At 72.8% G+C, this 13,402-nt stretch carries 18 protein-coding genes; 4 read left to right on the top strand and 14 right to left on the bottom strand.

The features are described from left to right. Nucleotides 1-2: 2 nt before the first annotated feature. From LRP67_RS18345 to LRP67_RS18335, 3 genes are read left to right on the top strand one after another with little or no spacing between them, the layout of a single operon-like run. Nucleotides 3-665, top strand: coding sequence for an urease accessory protein UreF (locus tag LRP67_RS18345; protein ID WP_231271600.1), 663 nt, complete (start codon nt 3-5; stop codon nt 663-665). Further along, nucleotides 658-1,347, top strand: coding sequence for an urease accessory protein UreG (gene ureG, locus LRP67_RS18340; RefSeq protein WP_231242326.1), 690 nt, complete (start codon nt 658-660; stop codon nt 1,345-1,347). Before LRP67_RS18345 ends, ureG begins: the two co-directional genes overlap by 8 nt. After that, entirely contained in the window at nt 1,331-2,083 is a 753-nt protein-coding gene (locus tag LRP67_RS18335) for an urease accessory protein UreD (protein WP_231271599.1), read from the top strand. Before ureG ends, LRP67_RS18335 begins: the two co-directional genes overlap by 17 nt. 5 nt (nt 2,084-2,088) lie before the next feature. Here LRP67_RS18335 and LRP67_RS18330 read toward each other — a convergent pair whose 3' ends face one another. After that, complete coding sequence (locus LRP67_RS18330; RefSeq protein ID WP_231271598.1) at nt 2,089-3,162, bottom strand: substrate-binding domain-containing protein; 1,074 nt, start codon at nt 3,160-3,162, stop codon at nt 2,089-2,091. A gap of 169 nt (nt 3,163-3,331) precedes the next feature. Between LRP67_RS18330 and LRP67_RS18325 the strand changes: the two genes are divergently transcribed. Continuing rightward, nucleotides 3,332-3,748 carry a MarR family winged helix-turn-helix transcriptional regulator gene (locus tag LRP67_RS18325; protein ID WP_231271597.1) on the top strand — a complete coding sequence of 139 codons (417 nt, stop codon included), beginning with the start codon at nt 3,332-3,334 and terminating at the stop codon, nt 3,746-3,748. On the opposite strand, the gene LRP67_RS18320 is transcribed toward LRP67_RS18325, so the two are convergent. From LRP67_RS18320 to tsf, 13 genes are all read right to left on the bottom strand, one after another. After that, entirely contained in the window at nt 3,730-4,509 is a 780-nt protein-coding gene (locus tag LRP67_RS18320; protein ID WP_231271596.1) for a GNAT family N-acetyltransferase, read from the bottom strand. The two genes, LRP67_RS18325 and LRP67_RS18320, sit on opposite strands and share 19 nt — an antisense overlap. Before the next feature lies 1 nt (nt 4,510). Beyond that, nucleotides 4,511-5,638 carry a 23S rRNA (adenine(2503)-C(2))-methyltransferase RlmN gene (rlmN, locus tag LRP67_RS18315; protein WP_231271595.1) on the bottom strand — a complete coding sequence of 376 codons (1,128 nt, stop codon included), beginning with the start codon at nt 5,636-5,638 and terminating at the stop codon, nt 4,511-4,513. Between the two features lie 40 nt (nt 5,639-5,678). Next, nucleotides 5,679-6,080 carry a hypothetical protein gene (locus tag LRP67_RS18310; RefSeq protein WP_231271594.1) on the bottom strand — a complete coding sequence of 134 codons (402 nt, stop codon included), beginning with the start codon at nt 6,078-6,080 and terminating at the stop codon, nt 5,679-5,681. Further along, the gene (locus tag LRP67_RS18305; protein WP_231271593.1) at nt 6,077-6,478 is read right to left on the bottom strand and encodes a hypothetical protein; all 402 of its coding nucleotides are present in this window, start codon (nt 6,476-6,478) and stop codon (nt 6,077-6,079) included. Before LRP67_RS18305 ends, LRP67_RS18310 begins: the two co-directional genes overlap by 4 nt. 36 nt (nt 6,479-6,514) lie before the next feature. Then, nucleotides 6,515-6,814, bottom strand: coding sequence for a hypothetical protein (locus LRP67_RS18300; RefSeq protein WP_231271592.1), 300 nt, complete (start codon nt 6,812-6,814; stop codon nt 6,515-6,517). Then, on the bottom strand, nt 6,811-8,388 hold the full coding sequence (locus tag LRP67_RS18295; RefSeq protein WP_231271591.1) for a radical SAM protein: 1,578 nt from the start codon (nt 8,386-8,388) through the stop codon (nt 6,811-6,813). Before LRP67_RS18295 ends, LRP67_RS18300 begins: the two co-directional genes overlap by 4 nt. Then, nucleotides 8,385-9,170 (bottom strand): prolipoprotein diacylglyceryl transferase, encoded by a 786-nt coding sequence (locus tag LRP67_RS18290; RefSeq protein ID WP_231271590.1) that lies wholly within the window; start codon nt 9,168-9,170, stop codon nt 8,385-8,387. Before LRP67_RS18290 ends, LRP67_RS18295 begins: the two co-directional genes overlap by 4 nt. Before the next feature lie 2 nt (nt 9,171-9,172). Next, on the bottom strand, nt 9,173-9,481 hold the full coding sequence (locus LRP67_RS18285) for a hypothetical protein (RefSeq protein ID WP_231271589.1): 309 nt from the start codon (nt 9,479-9,481) through the stop codon (nt 9,173-9,175). Between the two features lie 124 nt (nt 9,482-9,605). Next, complete coding sequence (locus LRP67_RS18280) at nt 9,606-10,124, bottom strand: histidine phosphatase family protein (RefSeq protein WP_231271588.1); 519 nt, start codon at nt 10,122-10,124, stop codon at nt 9,606-9,608. After that, complete coding sequence (locus LRP67_RS18275; RefSeq protein WP_231271587.1) at nt 10,121-10,978, bottom strand: phosphatidate cytidylyltransferase; 858 nt, start codon at nt 10,976-10,978, stop codon at nt 10,121-10,123. The genes LRP67_RS18280 and LRP67_RS18275 overlap by 4 nt, the downstream gene beginning before the upstream one ends. Nucleotides 10,979-11,016: 38 nt before the next feature. Next, nucleotides 11,017-11,571, bottom strand: a complete 555-nt coding sequence (frr, locus tag LRP67_RS18270) for a ribosome recycling factor (RefSeq protein ID WP_231271627.1) — start codon at nt 11,569-11,571, stop codon at nt 11,017-11,019. Nucleotides 11,572-11,620: 49 nt separating this feature from the next. Then, entirely contained in the window at nt 11,621-12,334 is a 714-nt protein-coding gene (gene pyrH / locus LRP67_RS18265; RefSeq protein ID WP_231271586.1) for a UMP kinase, read from the bottom strand. Nucleotides 12,335-12,454: 120 nt separating this feature from the next. Continuing rightward, nucleotides 12,455-13,267 carry a translation elongation factor Ts gene (gene tsf / locus LRP67_RS18260; protein ID WP_231271585.1) on the bottom strand — a complete coding sequence of 271 codons (813 nt, stop codon included), beginning with the start codon at nt 13,265-13,267 and terminating at the stop codon, nt 12,455-12,457. Nucleotides 13,268-13,402: the final 135 nt, after the last annotated feature.

The following is a 13,402-nucleotide window of genomic DNA, read 5'->3' as shown; positions in this document are numbered from 1 at the left end:
CCATGACCCATCCCGACCTCGTCCTCCTGCTGCTGGCCGACGCGCGCCTGCCCGTCGCCGGACACACCCAGTCGGCCACCCTCGAGGGCGCGCTGCGCCATGGGCTCGCCGAGGACCAGGTGCCCGGCTACGTGCGCACCCGGCTCCGAGGGGTGGTCCGGGTGGAGGCCGGCACCGCCGTGGCCGCGCGGCACGCCGTCCTGGCCGGGGGCTCAGGCCTGGTCCACGTCGAGCGGGCATGGGCCGCGCGCACCGTCTCCCCGGCGCTGCGCGCGGCCTCGCGAGACCAGGGGCAGGCGCTCCTGCGCCTCGCCGGCCGGCTCTGGCCCGACGCCCTGCTCCCACTCGCCGACATCGAGCGTCCCTCACGAGCCACCGTGCTCGGGAGCGTCGCCGCACACCTCGGGCTCGGCGCCGCCGCGCTGGCGCACCTGGTGGCGTACGACGACGTGCAGACCGTGTGCGCCGCGGCGCTCAAGCTGGTCCCCCTGGACCCGGTCACGGTCGCCGGCTGGGTCGCCGACGCCCTGACCGACGTCGCGGTCGTGGCGCTGGAGGTGGCCGAGGTGCGGGACCCGGCCGACCTCCCCGCCGTCGCCGCACCCCAGATCGAGGAGTGGGCAGAGGCCCACGCTCGTACCACGAGGAGGCTGTTCCGTGCCTGAGCACACCCACCCGAGCCGTCCGCTCCGCCTGGGGGTCTGCGGACCCGTCGGCACCGGCAAGAGCTCCCTGATCGCGCTGCTGTGCCGAGAGCTGTCGGACCGGCTCAGCCTCGCCGTCGTCACCAACGACATCTACACCGACGAGGACGCCCGCTTCCTGCGCTCGGCCGGGGTCCTGGCGGCCGACCGGATCCGCGCCGTCGAGACCGGAGCCTGCCCGCACACGGCGATCCGGGACGACATCAGTGCCAACCTGATGATGGTCGAGGAGCTCGAGCAGACCTACCCCGACCTCGACGTCGTGCTCCTGGAGTCGGGTGGCGACAACCTCACCGCGACCTTCTCCCCCGCCCTGGTCGACGCCCAGGTGTTCGTGCTCGACGTGGCCGGCGGCGGCGACGTGGCCCGCAAGGGCGGTCCCGGCATCGAGCGGGCGGACCTGCTGGTGGTCAACAAGACCGACCTGGCGCCGTACGTCGGGGTGGACGTCGCCCGGATGCTGACCGAGGCCGCGGCGGCCCGGAGCGGTCGCCCGGTCATCGGCCTCTCGCGGACCGACCCGGCCAGCGTCGAGTCCCTGGTGGCGTGGTTGGACCGGGTGCGCGAGCGCCACACGTCCGGAGTGCTGGTGCCGAGCGACCCCGGCCCGATGGCGCGGCACGTGCATGCTCACGAGCACTGAGCGCGGCGCCCGCACCCGGGTGCGGGTCAGCCCGTCCCCCGACGGCACGCGCTGCCGAGTGCGCACGGAGGTGACCCTCTCGGACCCCAGCGCGACCTCGCTGCGCCCGGTGCTCGTGCACCACGACGCCCGGCAGGCGCTCGTCTCACTGGTGCCGGAGGGCGCCCTGCTCCTCGCCGGCGACGCGATCTCGCTCGAGGTCAGCGTCGACGCGGGCGCCCGGCTGGACCTGGTCGAGCCCGGCGGGACGGTGGCCTTCGACATGCGCGGCGGCAACGCCTCCTGGTCGGTGCTGGTGACGCTCGGACCGGGGGCGGTGCTCACCTGGGCCGGGGAGCCGTTCGTCGTGGCCGCCGGCGCCGACGTGGACCGGACGACGGTCCTGCACCTGTCCGCCGGCGCCCGCCTGGCCCTGCGGGAGACGCTGGTGCTCGGCCGCCACCGCGAGGCGCCCGGCTCGATCCGACAGCGGACCGACGTCACGGTGGCCGGCCGACCGGTCCTGGTGGAGGATCTGCGGCTCGACCCGGCGGCGACGGCGGGGCTGCTCGGCGGGCGCCGGGTCGTCTCCTCGGTGCTGTCGGTGGGGCCGCCACCGGCCGTCGCCGGTCCGACGGAGCACCGCTTCGACCTGGACGCTGACGGCACCCTGTGGCGGCGGCTGGGCGCGCAGGCCCACGAGGCGGAGCTGGCGGCGGCCTGGGCCGCGGCGCACGCGAGCACGGTGGGTCAGTGAGCCCGTCAGTGAGCCCGGGCGATCTGCTGCTCGATGCGAAACTCCAGGCCGTCGGCGGCGGCGACGTAGACGTCCTGGTCCAGCAGGTTGCCGTCGAGCCGCATCAGCCCCCGGGGACTGGAGTAGAAGTGGCCGGACGGCATCGCCGCGACCGCCGCCACGTCGACGGAGCCGCAGACCTCTCCGACGCGGGCGAGGAAGTACAGCGCCTCGTAGCAGGACTCCCCCACCGCGTTGAGGGTGGGCGCCCAGCGCCCCCAGCGGGCGTAGTAGGCGCGCGCCAGCTCGGTGCTCTCGGCAGTGCCGAGCGCGTCGAAGTAGGCCGCGGCCGCGTACAGGCCCTCGTGGGCGCCGGCGCCGCCTGCCAGCAGCGTGTTCTCCTCGACGGCCGGGCTGAGCCGCGGGAGCGTCGCCGAGAGCCCGGCGCGCGCGAACTGGCGGTTGAAGTGGACGGCGTCCTGCCCCATCAGCAGCATCATCACCCCGTCGACGGGCTGGCGGGACAGACTCTCGATCACCGCCCCGAAGTCGCTGGTCCCGAGCGGCACGTAGGTCTCGCTGACGACCTGGGAGGTGGTGTCGGCCAGCGCGAGCCTGGCCGTGGCGCCGGTGACCCGCGGGAAGACGTAGTCGTTGCCCACGATCGCCCACCGGCCCACCGCGAGCTCCTCGCGCATCCAGTGCGCCGCCGGCAGCAGCTGGTTGATCGGGCGCTCACCGATCATGTAGACGCCCGGGGTGGCGTCACCACCCTCGTGCATCGCGGCGAACGCGTAGACGACCCGGCCGCCCACGCGCCGCGTGATCGCCTGTCGTACGGCGGAGATGTGCCACCCTGCGACCGCCTGGACCCGCCCCTCGTCCACCAGCCTGCCGACCTCGTCGGCGACCACCCGGGGCTCCCGCCCGGCGTCGACCACCACCAGCTCCACCTGGCGTCCCGCGATGCCGTCGCGCTCGTTGAGCTGCTCGGCGGCGAGCTCGGCGCAGGCCAGGCAGGACGGGCCGTAGAGCCCCGTGGGCCCCTGCAGCGGGACGACGAGGGCGACCGAGAGCATCTCGGTAGAGCGGGCGGGCACGAGACCTCCGGGTGCCTGGGCTGGGCGGGCCGGCGTCGTTGCGGGCGCACGTTCCAACGGAAATCGCAGTGGCTCTGCCTAGGATAGGGGTGACCCGACGACGGTGCGGCGCCGTTCACCAGGTAGCCACGCGCGTCTCGCCGTCGCCCCCAGCCCGAAGGAGCAGGCCGTGACCGAAGGCCTCGCCACCGCTGCTCAGACCGGCAGCATCGCCGTGCAGCTGCGGCGGGCCGAGGCGGCCGTGCGCGAGCGGCTCCAGCCGGTCCTCGACGAGCACGGGCTGAGCCTGGAGCACTGGCGGATCCTGGCCGTCGTCGAGGACACGCCGGGCCTGGGCATGAGCGACGTCGGCGCCGAGGCCGTCGTCCCCGCGGCCAGCATGACCCGACACATGGACAAGCTGGTCGAGCACGGGCTCGTCGTACGCCGCGTCGATCCCGCCGACCGCCGGCGCGCGGTCGTGGCGCTCTCGGCCCGGGGTCAGAGGCTCGCCGGCCGGCTGCGGCGCGCCGAGCGCGCCGTCGTGCTGCCCGAGGGGCCTCAGCCGGCCGCCGTGGCCGCGGCGCCTCAGAGCGGCAGCAGGTAGGAGCGCTCCTGCCCGTAGGGCGCGAAGCCGGCGCGGCGCAGGATCGGTCCGGAGGTGGCGACGCGGCCCTTGACGAGCGCCATCGTCGCGCCCTGAGCGAGGGCGTAGCGAAGCCGCTCCGCGAGGAGTGCACGGTAGACGCCGCGGCCCCGGGCCTCCTCGAGCACGGCGCCGCCCCACAGGCGGGCCACGCCGTCGACGACGCTGACGCCGCCGAAGCCGAGCGGACGGTCGTCGGCGTAGGCCACGACGATGCCACCGCCACCCGCCGCGACCGTCCTCCGGTCCCGCTCGAGCATGGCGGCCAGCTCGTCCTGGGGCGGCATGGCGCCCCCGAACACCTGGACCGAGACCTCCTCCGCGGCGCGGACCACCTCGGCCTCGGTGGTCCAGCGGAGGGTGAGGTGCTCGGGCGTGCCGAGGTCGGGTGCGGCCGGCGCGAGGTCGAGAGCGAGGATGTCCAGGACCTCGTCGATCACGCCACGGCGGGCCACGAACAGGCTGTCGAGCTCGGGGCCGGTCCCGGGCTTGACCCACACGATCAACCGATCGGCGCCGAGCTCGCGGGCCTTCGCCGCCGCCTCGTCGAGCGTGGCCGCCGGGTCGCCCGTGGGCTCGAAGCGGACGAGCGCCGCGGGATGCTCGAACCAGTCCGGGAAGCGGACCAGCAGGTAGTCGGCGGTCTCGACGGCGCTCGCGGAGTCGGGGACCCACACCCAGTCGCTGCTCGCCGCGGCGACCCGCTCCGGGCTCAGGGTCATGTCAGACCTCGACCGCGGCCAGCTGTCCGCAGGCGCCGTCGATCTCACTGCCCCGGGTGTCGCGGACCGTGGTGGGGATGCCCTTCGCCTCGAGCCGGCGTACGAACTCGCGCTCGTCGGCGGGGTCGGAGGCGGTCCACTTCGAGCCGGGAGTCGGGTTGAGCGGGATCAGGTTCACGTGCACCCAGCCCCAGTCGCCGTAGGAGTTGAGCACGTCGGCGAGAAGATCGGCGCGGTGGGCCTGGTCGTTGATGCCGCGCATCATGGCGTACTCGATCGACACCCGGCGCTTGGTCACTCGGGCGTAGTCCCAGGCGGCCTCCACGGTCTCGGCGACCGAGAAGCGGGTGTTGATCGGCACCAGCTCGTTGCGCAGCTCGTCGTCGGGGGCGTGCAGGCTCAGCGCCAGGGTGACCGGGATGCCCTCCTCGGTCAGCTGCCGGATCCGCGGCACCAGGCCCACCGTCGAGACCGTGATGCCGCGCGCGGACATGCCCAGGCCGTCGGGCGAGGGGTCGACCAGGCGGCGTACGGCGCCGATCACCGCCTTGTAGTTGGCCAGGGGCTCGCCCATGCCCATGAACACCACGTTGGAGACGCGGCCGGGTCCCCCGGGGACCTCGCCGCGCGCGAGCGCGCGGGCACCGGCGACGACCTGCTCGACGATCTCGGCGGTCGACATGTTGCGCTGCAGGCCGCCCTGACCGGTGGCGCAGAACGGGCAGGCCATGCCGCAGCCGGCCTGGCTCGACACGCACATGGTGACCCGGCCGGGGTAGCGCATCAGGACCGACTCGACGAGGGCGCCGTCGAAGAGCCGCCACAGGGTCTTGCGGGTGGTCCCCTTGTCGGCCTCCATGGTGCGCAGCGGCGTCATCAGCGTCGGCAGCAGCGCCTCGACCAGCTCGGCGCGCTGTCCGGCCGGCAGGTCGGTCATCTGCTCCGGATCGTCGACGAGGCGGGAGAAGTAGTGCGTCGAGAGCTGCTTGGCGCGAAAGCCGGGCAGCCCCTTCTCCTCCAGGAGCGCCTTGCGCTCGGGGGCCGTGAGGTCGGCGAGGTGCCGCGGGGGCTTCTTGCGCCCACGGGGCTCGTCGAACACCAGGGGAAGGGTCTTGATCGGCTCGGACATCGGGCCCAGTCTCCCACCGGCGCGGGAGGGGGCGAAAACGTCAGCCCTCGCGGCTGATGAGCACCCAGAGCACCAGCGCGGCGACCCCGCCCACCACGAGCAGCGTCGTCACCATCCCGACCAGCATGTAGCGCCCGAAGAGCCGGGTGCGCGGCGACACCACGAGGCCGATCGGCACCACCAGGGTCACCAGGACGAGCGGGAACAGCTCCTCCGCGGTGCCGGTGTCGAAGAACGCGCTGAGGATCGCCGCGAACGTGCCGGGCACGACGATGACGAACGCCAGGCCGGTGAAGAAGCCCATGAGCGAGGTGAACGTCGGGTGGTCGCGGTGCCACCAGCTCGGCGGGTCGCCCTGCGGCTCGTGACGCTCCTCCTCATGCCCGTGCGGCTCGTCCGGTGTGGGCTCGCGGGGGTCGTCGAGGGGGTGCTGGGTGCTCATGCGGAACCGTCCAGACCGGTGATGATCGCAGCGCAGACCCCCGCGAGCGAGATGGTCGACACCGCGATGCCGATCATCAGGCCCACGCCCCACATGCGCGTCGGGTTGAAGAACAGCATCGGGACGGGGCACAGGATCGGGACCAGCACCACCAGCCAGAAGAGGGTCTGGCCGGAGATCTCGGCGGAGCCGGTCTGGGTGGCCACCACCGCGAGCACCAGGACCAGCAGCAAGACTCCGGCGAACAGGCCGATGCCGCCCCCCGCCAGCACCTGACCCCAGACCGGCAGCCCCCCCGGCGGCCTCGGCGGCGGTGGTCCCCACGGGCTCGGTGGCCCCGGCGGCCCCCAGCCCCCGGGAGGCGTGCCGCCGTACGGCGGCGGGGACTGTTGGCTCACCGTCTCACTCTAGGGCGCCGTCGGGCCGTAGCCGGGTCACCACACCCACCAGCCGAGCACGATCCCGACGACGCCCGCGGCGGCCAGTGCGGCGAGGTAGACCAGGACGAGACGGGTGTCCCCGAGCTTGCAGCGCGAGCGCAGCAGCCCCGCGCGGCGGGCCCGCCAGTAGCCGGCGAAGCCGACGGCAGCGAACACCACCACCGCGACCGGCCCCAGCAGCCAGCCGAGGAGCGCGACCGTTGCGAAGGTGCACAGCCGCAGCGGGTCCGGCGGTCCCGACTGCCCGTCCGGCTCGACGCGCTGCGGCTCGACGAGCCGGGGGTCCCGGCTCACGCGCGTCCACCGGTGGCGGTGGAGAGGCGGGTGCGGCTCAACGGCGCCCAGGCCTGGACCGCGCAGAACGGCGCGCACTGGTGCCCGCCGGTCTCCTCGTTGACCGTCGCGACGTGCACGCAGCACTGCGTGAGCCGCTCCTCGATCATCGTGTCCATGTCCATGAACGGCTTGACGGTCACCCGCAGGACCCGCTCCCCCAGCATCTTGCGCAGCCGCTGGTGCTGTCCGGGCAGGCGGCTGGAGGCCAGCGCCGTGAGGGTGCCGATGCCGAGGTCGCAGTTCTGGCAGATGTCGCGCCAGATGGTGCTCATCGACGGGTGCGAGAGCGACGACTGCTCCGAGAGCAGGTCGAGCAGCGAGCCCTTGACGATCTGGCGCATCGTGTCGGGGATGGTGTCGTCGGCGATCCGGTTGGCCAGAAGGTCCGGCTCGAGGTCGAGCCACTGCTTGAGCTTGTCGTGGCCGATCAGCTTCGTGAGCGAGCTCCAGGTCCCGGCGTCGTCGCGCAGCAGATAGCCCACGGAGCAGCAGTGCGGGTGCGAGCACGGCAGCGCGGTCAGGTCGCGCCAGGTCACGACCCCCTGCGTCTGCTCCTCGAGCCGGGCCAGCACGCCGGTGTGGGTCAGCCGCTGCATCGGGTCGATCGCGCCGGAGCGGCCGCTGCCGAACACCGGCTGGATGGTCACGCCGCCGACGTACGGCGTGTCCAGGGCGCGCTTGAGGACGTGGCCGATCTCGTCGTCGTTGACGCCGAGCGCCGCGGTCATGGTCAGCGTGGTGAAGACGCCGGCCGCCGAGAGCCGCTCGATCGCGCGCTCCTTGAAGCGGCGGATGTCGGCGCCGCGATGGTACGTCGACGCCTCGGCCGAGCCGCCGTCGTACTGCAGGTAGACCTCGACCCGCTCCCGGTGCCGGGTGAGCAGCGCGAGCAGGTCGTCGTCCTGGGCGACCCGCAGGCCGTTGGTGTTGACCAGGATGCGTACGACGGGGCGCGCGGCCACCGCGTCGAGGAGCTCGGCGAGCTGGGGGTAGAGCGTCGGCTCGCCGCCCGAGAGCATGAGCACGTCGATGCGGCCGTTCTCGCGGGACAGGCGGGCGTCGATCGAGGCCAGCACCTGCTCGAGCGGCGCGACCGACGCGAGCGCCGGCGACGACTCTGCGAAGCAGGTCGGGCACTTGAGGTTGCAGTGGTCGAGCAGGTCCTCCAGCAGGATGCAGGTGTGCTGGGTCTGCATCTCCGGCAACCCGTCCTCGTAGGCCGACGGCACCGGCTTGAAGTTGCCGCGCAGGTCGGGCTCGTGGACCTTGGTGGGCGCGGTCCACTCCTCGAGGTAGCGCAGGATCCCGGGCGACTCGTCGTACATCGTGCGGACCAGGCCGTGGTCGGGGCAGCCCCGCTCGAGCCAGATCCGGTCCTCACGCTCGACCAGCCAGCCGGACAGGCGCCGCACCTCGGCGAGCGGCCGGTCGGGGCGCTCCTCGTGGCACAGCGGGCAGAAGGCGTTGACGTAGCGGTGGATCCGGTCGCCGCGCAGCGGCATCCCGGGTCCCCTGGTGACCTGCGTGCTCACGCGTCGACCTGCTCTCGGGGTGCGGGATGGAGCGCGCCGCGGTAGGCACCACGACGCGCCTGGTAGACGATGCGGAGCAGCACGAGCGGCACCGTCGCCATCAGGAACAGCTGGGGGCGGGTGAGCCCCGCCCAGGCGATCTCGTTGCCGCGGACGAGCTCGACGAGGAAGCGGAAGACGCCGTACGACGCGACGTACCAGACGAACGACTCCCCCGGCGGCAGCGCGCGGTGGCGCAGCCAGAGCCACAGCAGCCCGAAGGCCAGCAGGTGGAAGGCGATCTCATAGCCGAACGACGGGTGCAGGCCGACGCCGGCCGGGGCGCCGGTGCGATCGGCGGCCGCGGCGTCGAGGGTGATCCCCCAGCCGCCGGCCGTCGCGGTGCCGGGCGCCTCGGTCAGCAGGCAGCCGATGCGGCCGACGGCCATGCCGAGGGCCACCGCGGGGGCGAACAGGTCGCCGGTGCGCGCCCGGTAGCCGACCGCCCGCTTGGCGATGTGGACGCCGAGCCAGGCGCCGACCAGGCCGCCGAGGATCGATCGGTTGCCGTAGAGCCACTGCTCGGCGAGCGAGGCGTTCTCGCGCAGGTCGACGTGCTGCATCCAGGTGCCGAGCCGCATGAAGACCGCCCCGCCGACGACGGCGCCGAGGATGACGTAGGCCAGCCGCTCGTCGGTGTGGCCGCGGCGTCGCGCCTCGAGCGCGAACACCCCGCCCGCGGCGAGCACGCCGAGCAGCACGAAGAGCTCGTGGGCGGGCACCGGCCCGAGGGTCTCGTACACGCTCAGAAGCTCCCGGGGAGGAACATCGAGGCGCACACTCCGGCACCGGCGATGAACCCGATCGAGACGCCCATGAGGAAGCCGGCGCCGAGCTGCCGGGTGCGGGGACGCAGCAGCAGCACGATGCCGACGACGACCGGCACCGCGGCTACCGCCAGCGCGACGATCGCGGGAGCCTCGGAGTCGCTGCCGTAGGCGGCGCCGAAGCCCACGATGATCGCCACCGCGATCCACAGCCAGCAGGCCACCACGCCGAGCACCAGGCCGCCGACGACCGGCAGGGCACGGATCTGGCTGACGGGCGTGGTCATGGGCGCCAGCATCTCATCGCTCCCGCCCGGCGGGCCGCAGCCGGCCCGGACCGGCTCAGGTGTTGCGCCGCGCGATCACGGTCTTGAGGCGGTCGCGACGTGCACCAGGCCGGGTCGGGCGTCACTATGCCAGGGGCACCGCGAGCACGTCCGGCATCGCCAGCGCGGCCCAGCGCTCCAGGTCCGGCGGGGCACCCGTCAGCTCGGCGACGGCAAGGGTCCAGGCGGTGCCGTGGCCGACGAGCACGACGTCCTCGCCCGTGTGCACGTCGAGGATCCGCCGTACCGCGGTCATGATCCGGTCGCGGCAGGTGGCGAGCGGCTCCCAGCCCGGGTGCGCGGACCGGTCGGGCTCGGCGAAGGCCAGCCGGACCACGGCGTCGTGGTCGTCGAGCCAGTCGGTGCTGTTGCGGACCTGCTCGCGCAGGTCCTCGACGATGCCGACGTCGCCCTCGGTCAGCAACTGGGCGGTGCCGACGGCCTTCGGCTCCGGGGAGCAGAACCACGCCGCGTCCTCGGGGAGCCGGCCGGACTCGCGCAGCGCCCAGATGTCGTCGAACCCCGCGGGGTCCAGCTCCCACTCGGCCGCGGGCCGGGTGCGGTCGACCAAGGGCCGGCCGTGGCGGACGAGGTGCAGGGTCACGTGAAGACCAGGTAGTGCAGCAGCAACCACACCGGCGCGACCGTCGCGAGCAGCGAGTCCAGGCGGTCCATCAGGCCGCCGTGGCCGGGGACGACCTGGCTCATGTCCTTGAGGCCGAGGTCGCGCTTGATGACCGACTCGCACAGGTCGCCCAGCGTGGCCATCACGGCGACGATGACGCCCAGGCAGGCGCCGACCCACCAGTCGCCGTCGAGGAGGTGGACGACCAGCAGGATGCCGGCGCCGACCGTGGCGGCCATCGAGCCGGCGAAGCCCTCCCATGACTTCTTGGGCGAGATCACCGGGGCCATCGGGTGCTTGCCGAACAGCACGCCGGCGATGTAGCCGCCGGTGTCGGAGCAGATCGTCACCAGGATGAACACCACGATGCCGGCGACGCCATCGTCGTCCAGCCCGCCGCCGCCCAGCCCCCCCTCGGCCAGCAGCAGCGCCACGAAGGAGCCGAGGAACGGCACGTAGACGAGCGTGAAGACCGAGGCCGTCGCGTTCTTGACGTAGCCGTCGATGCCGCGGCGCAGCAGCCACAGCATCGTGCCGAGGGCGGTGACCGCGGTGGCGGTGACCAGCGCCGGGGCGCCGTACAGGTAGGCGACCACGACCATGACCGCGCCGCCCACCATGAGCGGCTCCTCGGGGATGTCGATGCCCTTGGCCGAGAGCCCCCGGCGCAGCTCCCAGATCGCCACGACCACGGCGATCACGACGATCACCATGAACGCCGGCTTCCAGAACAGCAGCGAGAGCGCGATCGCGGCGAGCAGCACGACCGCGGAGCCCACGGCGGCCCTGAGGTCGCGCCCGGCGCGGCCGTGGTCCTTCTGCGGCGCAGGCATGGGCGAGGTGTCGGTCATGGAGTGGGGGCGGCGGGTCCTCAGACCTCGAGCAGCTCGGCTTCCTTGTTCTTGAGCATCTCGTCGATGGCGTCGGTGTGCTTCTTGGTGGCCCCGTCGAGACGCTTCTCGGCGCCGGTCACATCGTCCTTGCCGACCTCGCCGTCCTTCTCGAGCTTCTCGAGATTCTGCTTGGCGGTACGGCGCAGGTTGCGGATCGCGACCCGGCCGTCCTCGGCCTTCGCCTTCGCGATCTTGATGTACTCCTTGCGGCGCTCCTCGGTCAGCTCGGGGAAGACGCAGCGCAGCATCTTCCCGTCGTTGGACGGGTTGACGCCCAGGTCGGAGTCGCGGATCGCGCGCTCGATGGCGGGCATCGCGCCGATGTCGAACGGCTGGATCAGGATGATCCGTGCCTCGGGCGCCGTGAACGACGCCAGCTGCTGCAGCGGGGTCTGGGTGCCGTAGTAGTCGACGGTGATCTTGCTGAACATGCTGGGCTGCGCCCGTCCGGCCCGGATCGCGGCGAACTCCTCGCGGGTGGCCTCGACGGACTTGTCCATCTTCGAGTCTGCCTCGTTGAGGATGTCGTTGATCACGTGGTGCTCCTAGCTGGTCGGGAGGGTGCTGCGACGATCCGGCGACTCAGTCGCGCGAGACCGTGGTGCCGATCTTCTCACCGCTGACCGCGCGGCGGATGGTGCCGGGGGTCGAGAGGTTGAAGAAGACCATGTCGAGGTTGTTGTCGCGGGCCAGGCTCACCGACGTGGCGTCGGCCACCTTCAGGCCGCGCCCGAGGAACTCGTCGTAGGTGAGGGCGTCGAACTTCACGGCCTCCGTGTTCTGGTGGGGGTCGGAGTCGTAGACGCCGTCGACGCCCCGCTTGCCCATCAAGATGACCTCGCAACGGGTCTCGAGCGCGCGCTGGGCCGCGACGGTGTCGGTGGAGAAGAACGGCATCCCGGCGCCGGCGCCGAAGATGACCACGCGCCCCTTCTCCAGGTGGCGGATCGCGCGGCGCGGGATGTACGGCTCGGCCACCTGGCCCATGGTGATGGCGGTCTGCACGCGGGTCTCGACGCCGTGCTGCTCGACGAGGTCCTGCAGCGCCAGGCAGTTCATGACGGTGCCCAGCATGCCCATGTAATCCGCGCGGGCACGCTCCATGCCGCGCTGCTGGAGCTCCGCGCCGCGGAAGAAGTTGCCTCCGCCGACGACGATGGCGACCTGGACCCCCGAGCGCGCCACGTCGGCGATCTCCTTGGCGATGGCGTTGATGACGTCGAGGTCGAGGCCGACCTGTCCGCCGCCGAACACCTCCCCGGAGAGCTTGAGGAGGACGCGCTTGTAGGCGGTCACACGAGTTCCCTTCGTACGTCGGTGGTGGTGGTGACGTGCGAGGAGACCGGTTCGATGCTCCATGTCTGGGTCATCGAACCGGCCTCCTCGTCGTCCAACGTCTGGTGCGAACCTACTGGGTCAGGCGCCGACCTCGAAACGGGCGAACCGCTTCAGGGTGGTGCCGGCCTCGTCGAGCACGGTCTTGACGTTCTTCTTGTTCTCCGTCACCGAGGGCTGCTCCAGCAGGACGACGTCCTTGAAGAAGCCGTTCAGCCGGCCCTCGGTGATCTTGGCGATCGCCTGCTCGGGCTTGCCCTCCTCGCGGGAGGTCGCCTCGGCGATCTCGCGCTCCTTGGCGACGACGTCCGCGGGGACCTCGTCGCGCGTGAGGTACTTCGGGCGCATCGCGGCGACCTGCATCGCGGCGGCGCGCGCGGCGTCGGCGTCGCCGTCGTACTCGACCAGCACGCCGACGGCGGGCGGCAGGTCGGCGGCGCGCTTGTGCATGTAGACGACGGTCGGGCCCTCGAAGTAGGCGACCCGGCCGAGCTCGATCTTCTCGCCGATGGAGACGGCGAGGTCCTCGACGACCTCGCCGACGGTCTTGTCGCCGAGCGTGACGGCCTTGAGGGCCTCCGCGTCGGCGGCCTTGGCGGCATCGGCCGCCTCGGCGATCTGCTGGGCGGCCTGGATGAACTGGTCACCCTTCGCGACGAAGTCGGTCTCGCAGTTCAGCTCGACGAGGGCGCCTCCGGAGGTGGCGACCAGGCCGGCCGACGCCTCGCGCTCGGCGGCGCGCTCGGCCATCTTCTTGCCGCCCTTGATCCGGAGGATCTCGGCGGCCTTCTCGAAGTCGCCGTCGGCCTCGGTGAGGGCCTTCTTGCAGTCCATCATGCCGGCGCCGGTGAGCTCGCGGAGCTTCTTGACGTCGGCGGCGGAGATGTTCGCCATGGGTGTCTCCAGGGTTCTGGATCGGAAGTGTGGGGTGGTGGTGCCGTCAACCGGCGCGGGGGGGGGGGGGGGGGGGGGGGGCCCCCCCCCCCGGGGGGGGGGGGCCCAGGCGGCCCCCGCGGGGGGCGGGGGGGG

Source organism: Nocardioides sp. cx-169 (genome assembly GCF_021083605.1).
Taxonomy (GTDB): Bacteria; Actinomycetota; Actinomycetes; order Propionibacteriales; family Nocardioidaceae; genus Nocardioides.
This window is presented reverse-complemented; position numbering and strand designations above follow the sequence as displayed.

Bases quoted from the DNA above. Each gene is read 5' to 3' on its own strand.
- tsf (WP_231271585.1), bottom strand. From the start codon at position 13,267: ATGGCGAACATCTCCGCCGCCGACGTCAAGAAGCTCCGCGAGCTCACC.
- LRP67_RS18335 (WP_231271599.1), top strand. From the start codon at position 1,331: ATGCTCACGAGCACTGAGCGCGGCGCCCGCACCCGGGTGCGGGTCAGC.
- LRP67_RS18345 (WP_231271600.1), top strand. From the start codon at position 3: ATGACCCATCCCGACCTCGTCCTCCTGCTGCTGGCCGACGCGCGCCTG.
- LRP67_RS18310 (WP_231271594.1), bottom strand. From the start codon at position 6,080: ATGAGCACCCAGCACCCCCTCGACGACCCCCGCGAGCCCACACCGGAC.
- LRP67_RS18320 (WP_231271596.1), bottom strand. From the start codon at position 4,509: ATGACCCTGAGCCCGGAGCGGGTCGCCGCGGCGAGCAGCGACTGGGTG.
- rlmN (WP_231271595.1), bottom strand. From the start codon at position 5,638: ATGTCCGAGCCGATCAAGACCCTTCCCCTGGTGTTCGACGAGCCCCGT.
- LRP67_RS18275 (WP_231271587.1), bottom strand. From the start codon at position 10,978: ATGCCTGCGCCGCAGAAGGACCACGGCCGCGCCGGGCGCGACCTCAGG.
- LRP67_RS18285 (WP_231271589.1), bottom strand. From the start codon at position 9,481: ATGACCACGCCCGTCAGCCAGATCCGTGCCCTGCCGGTCGTCGGCGGC.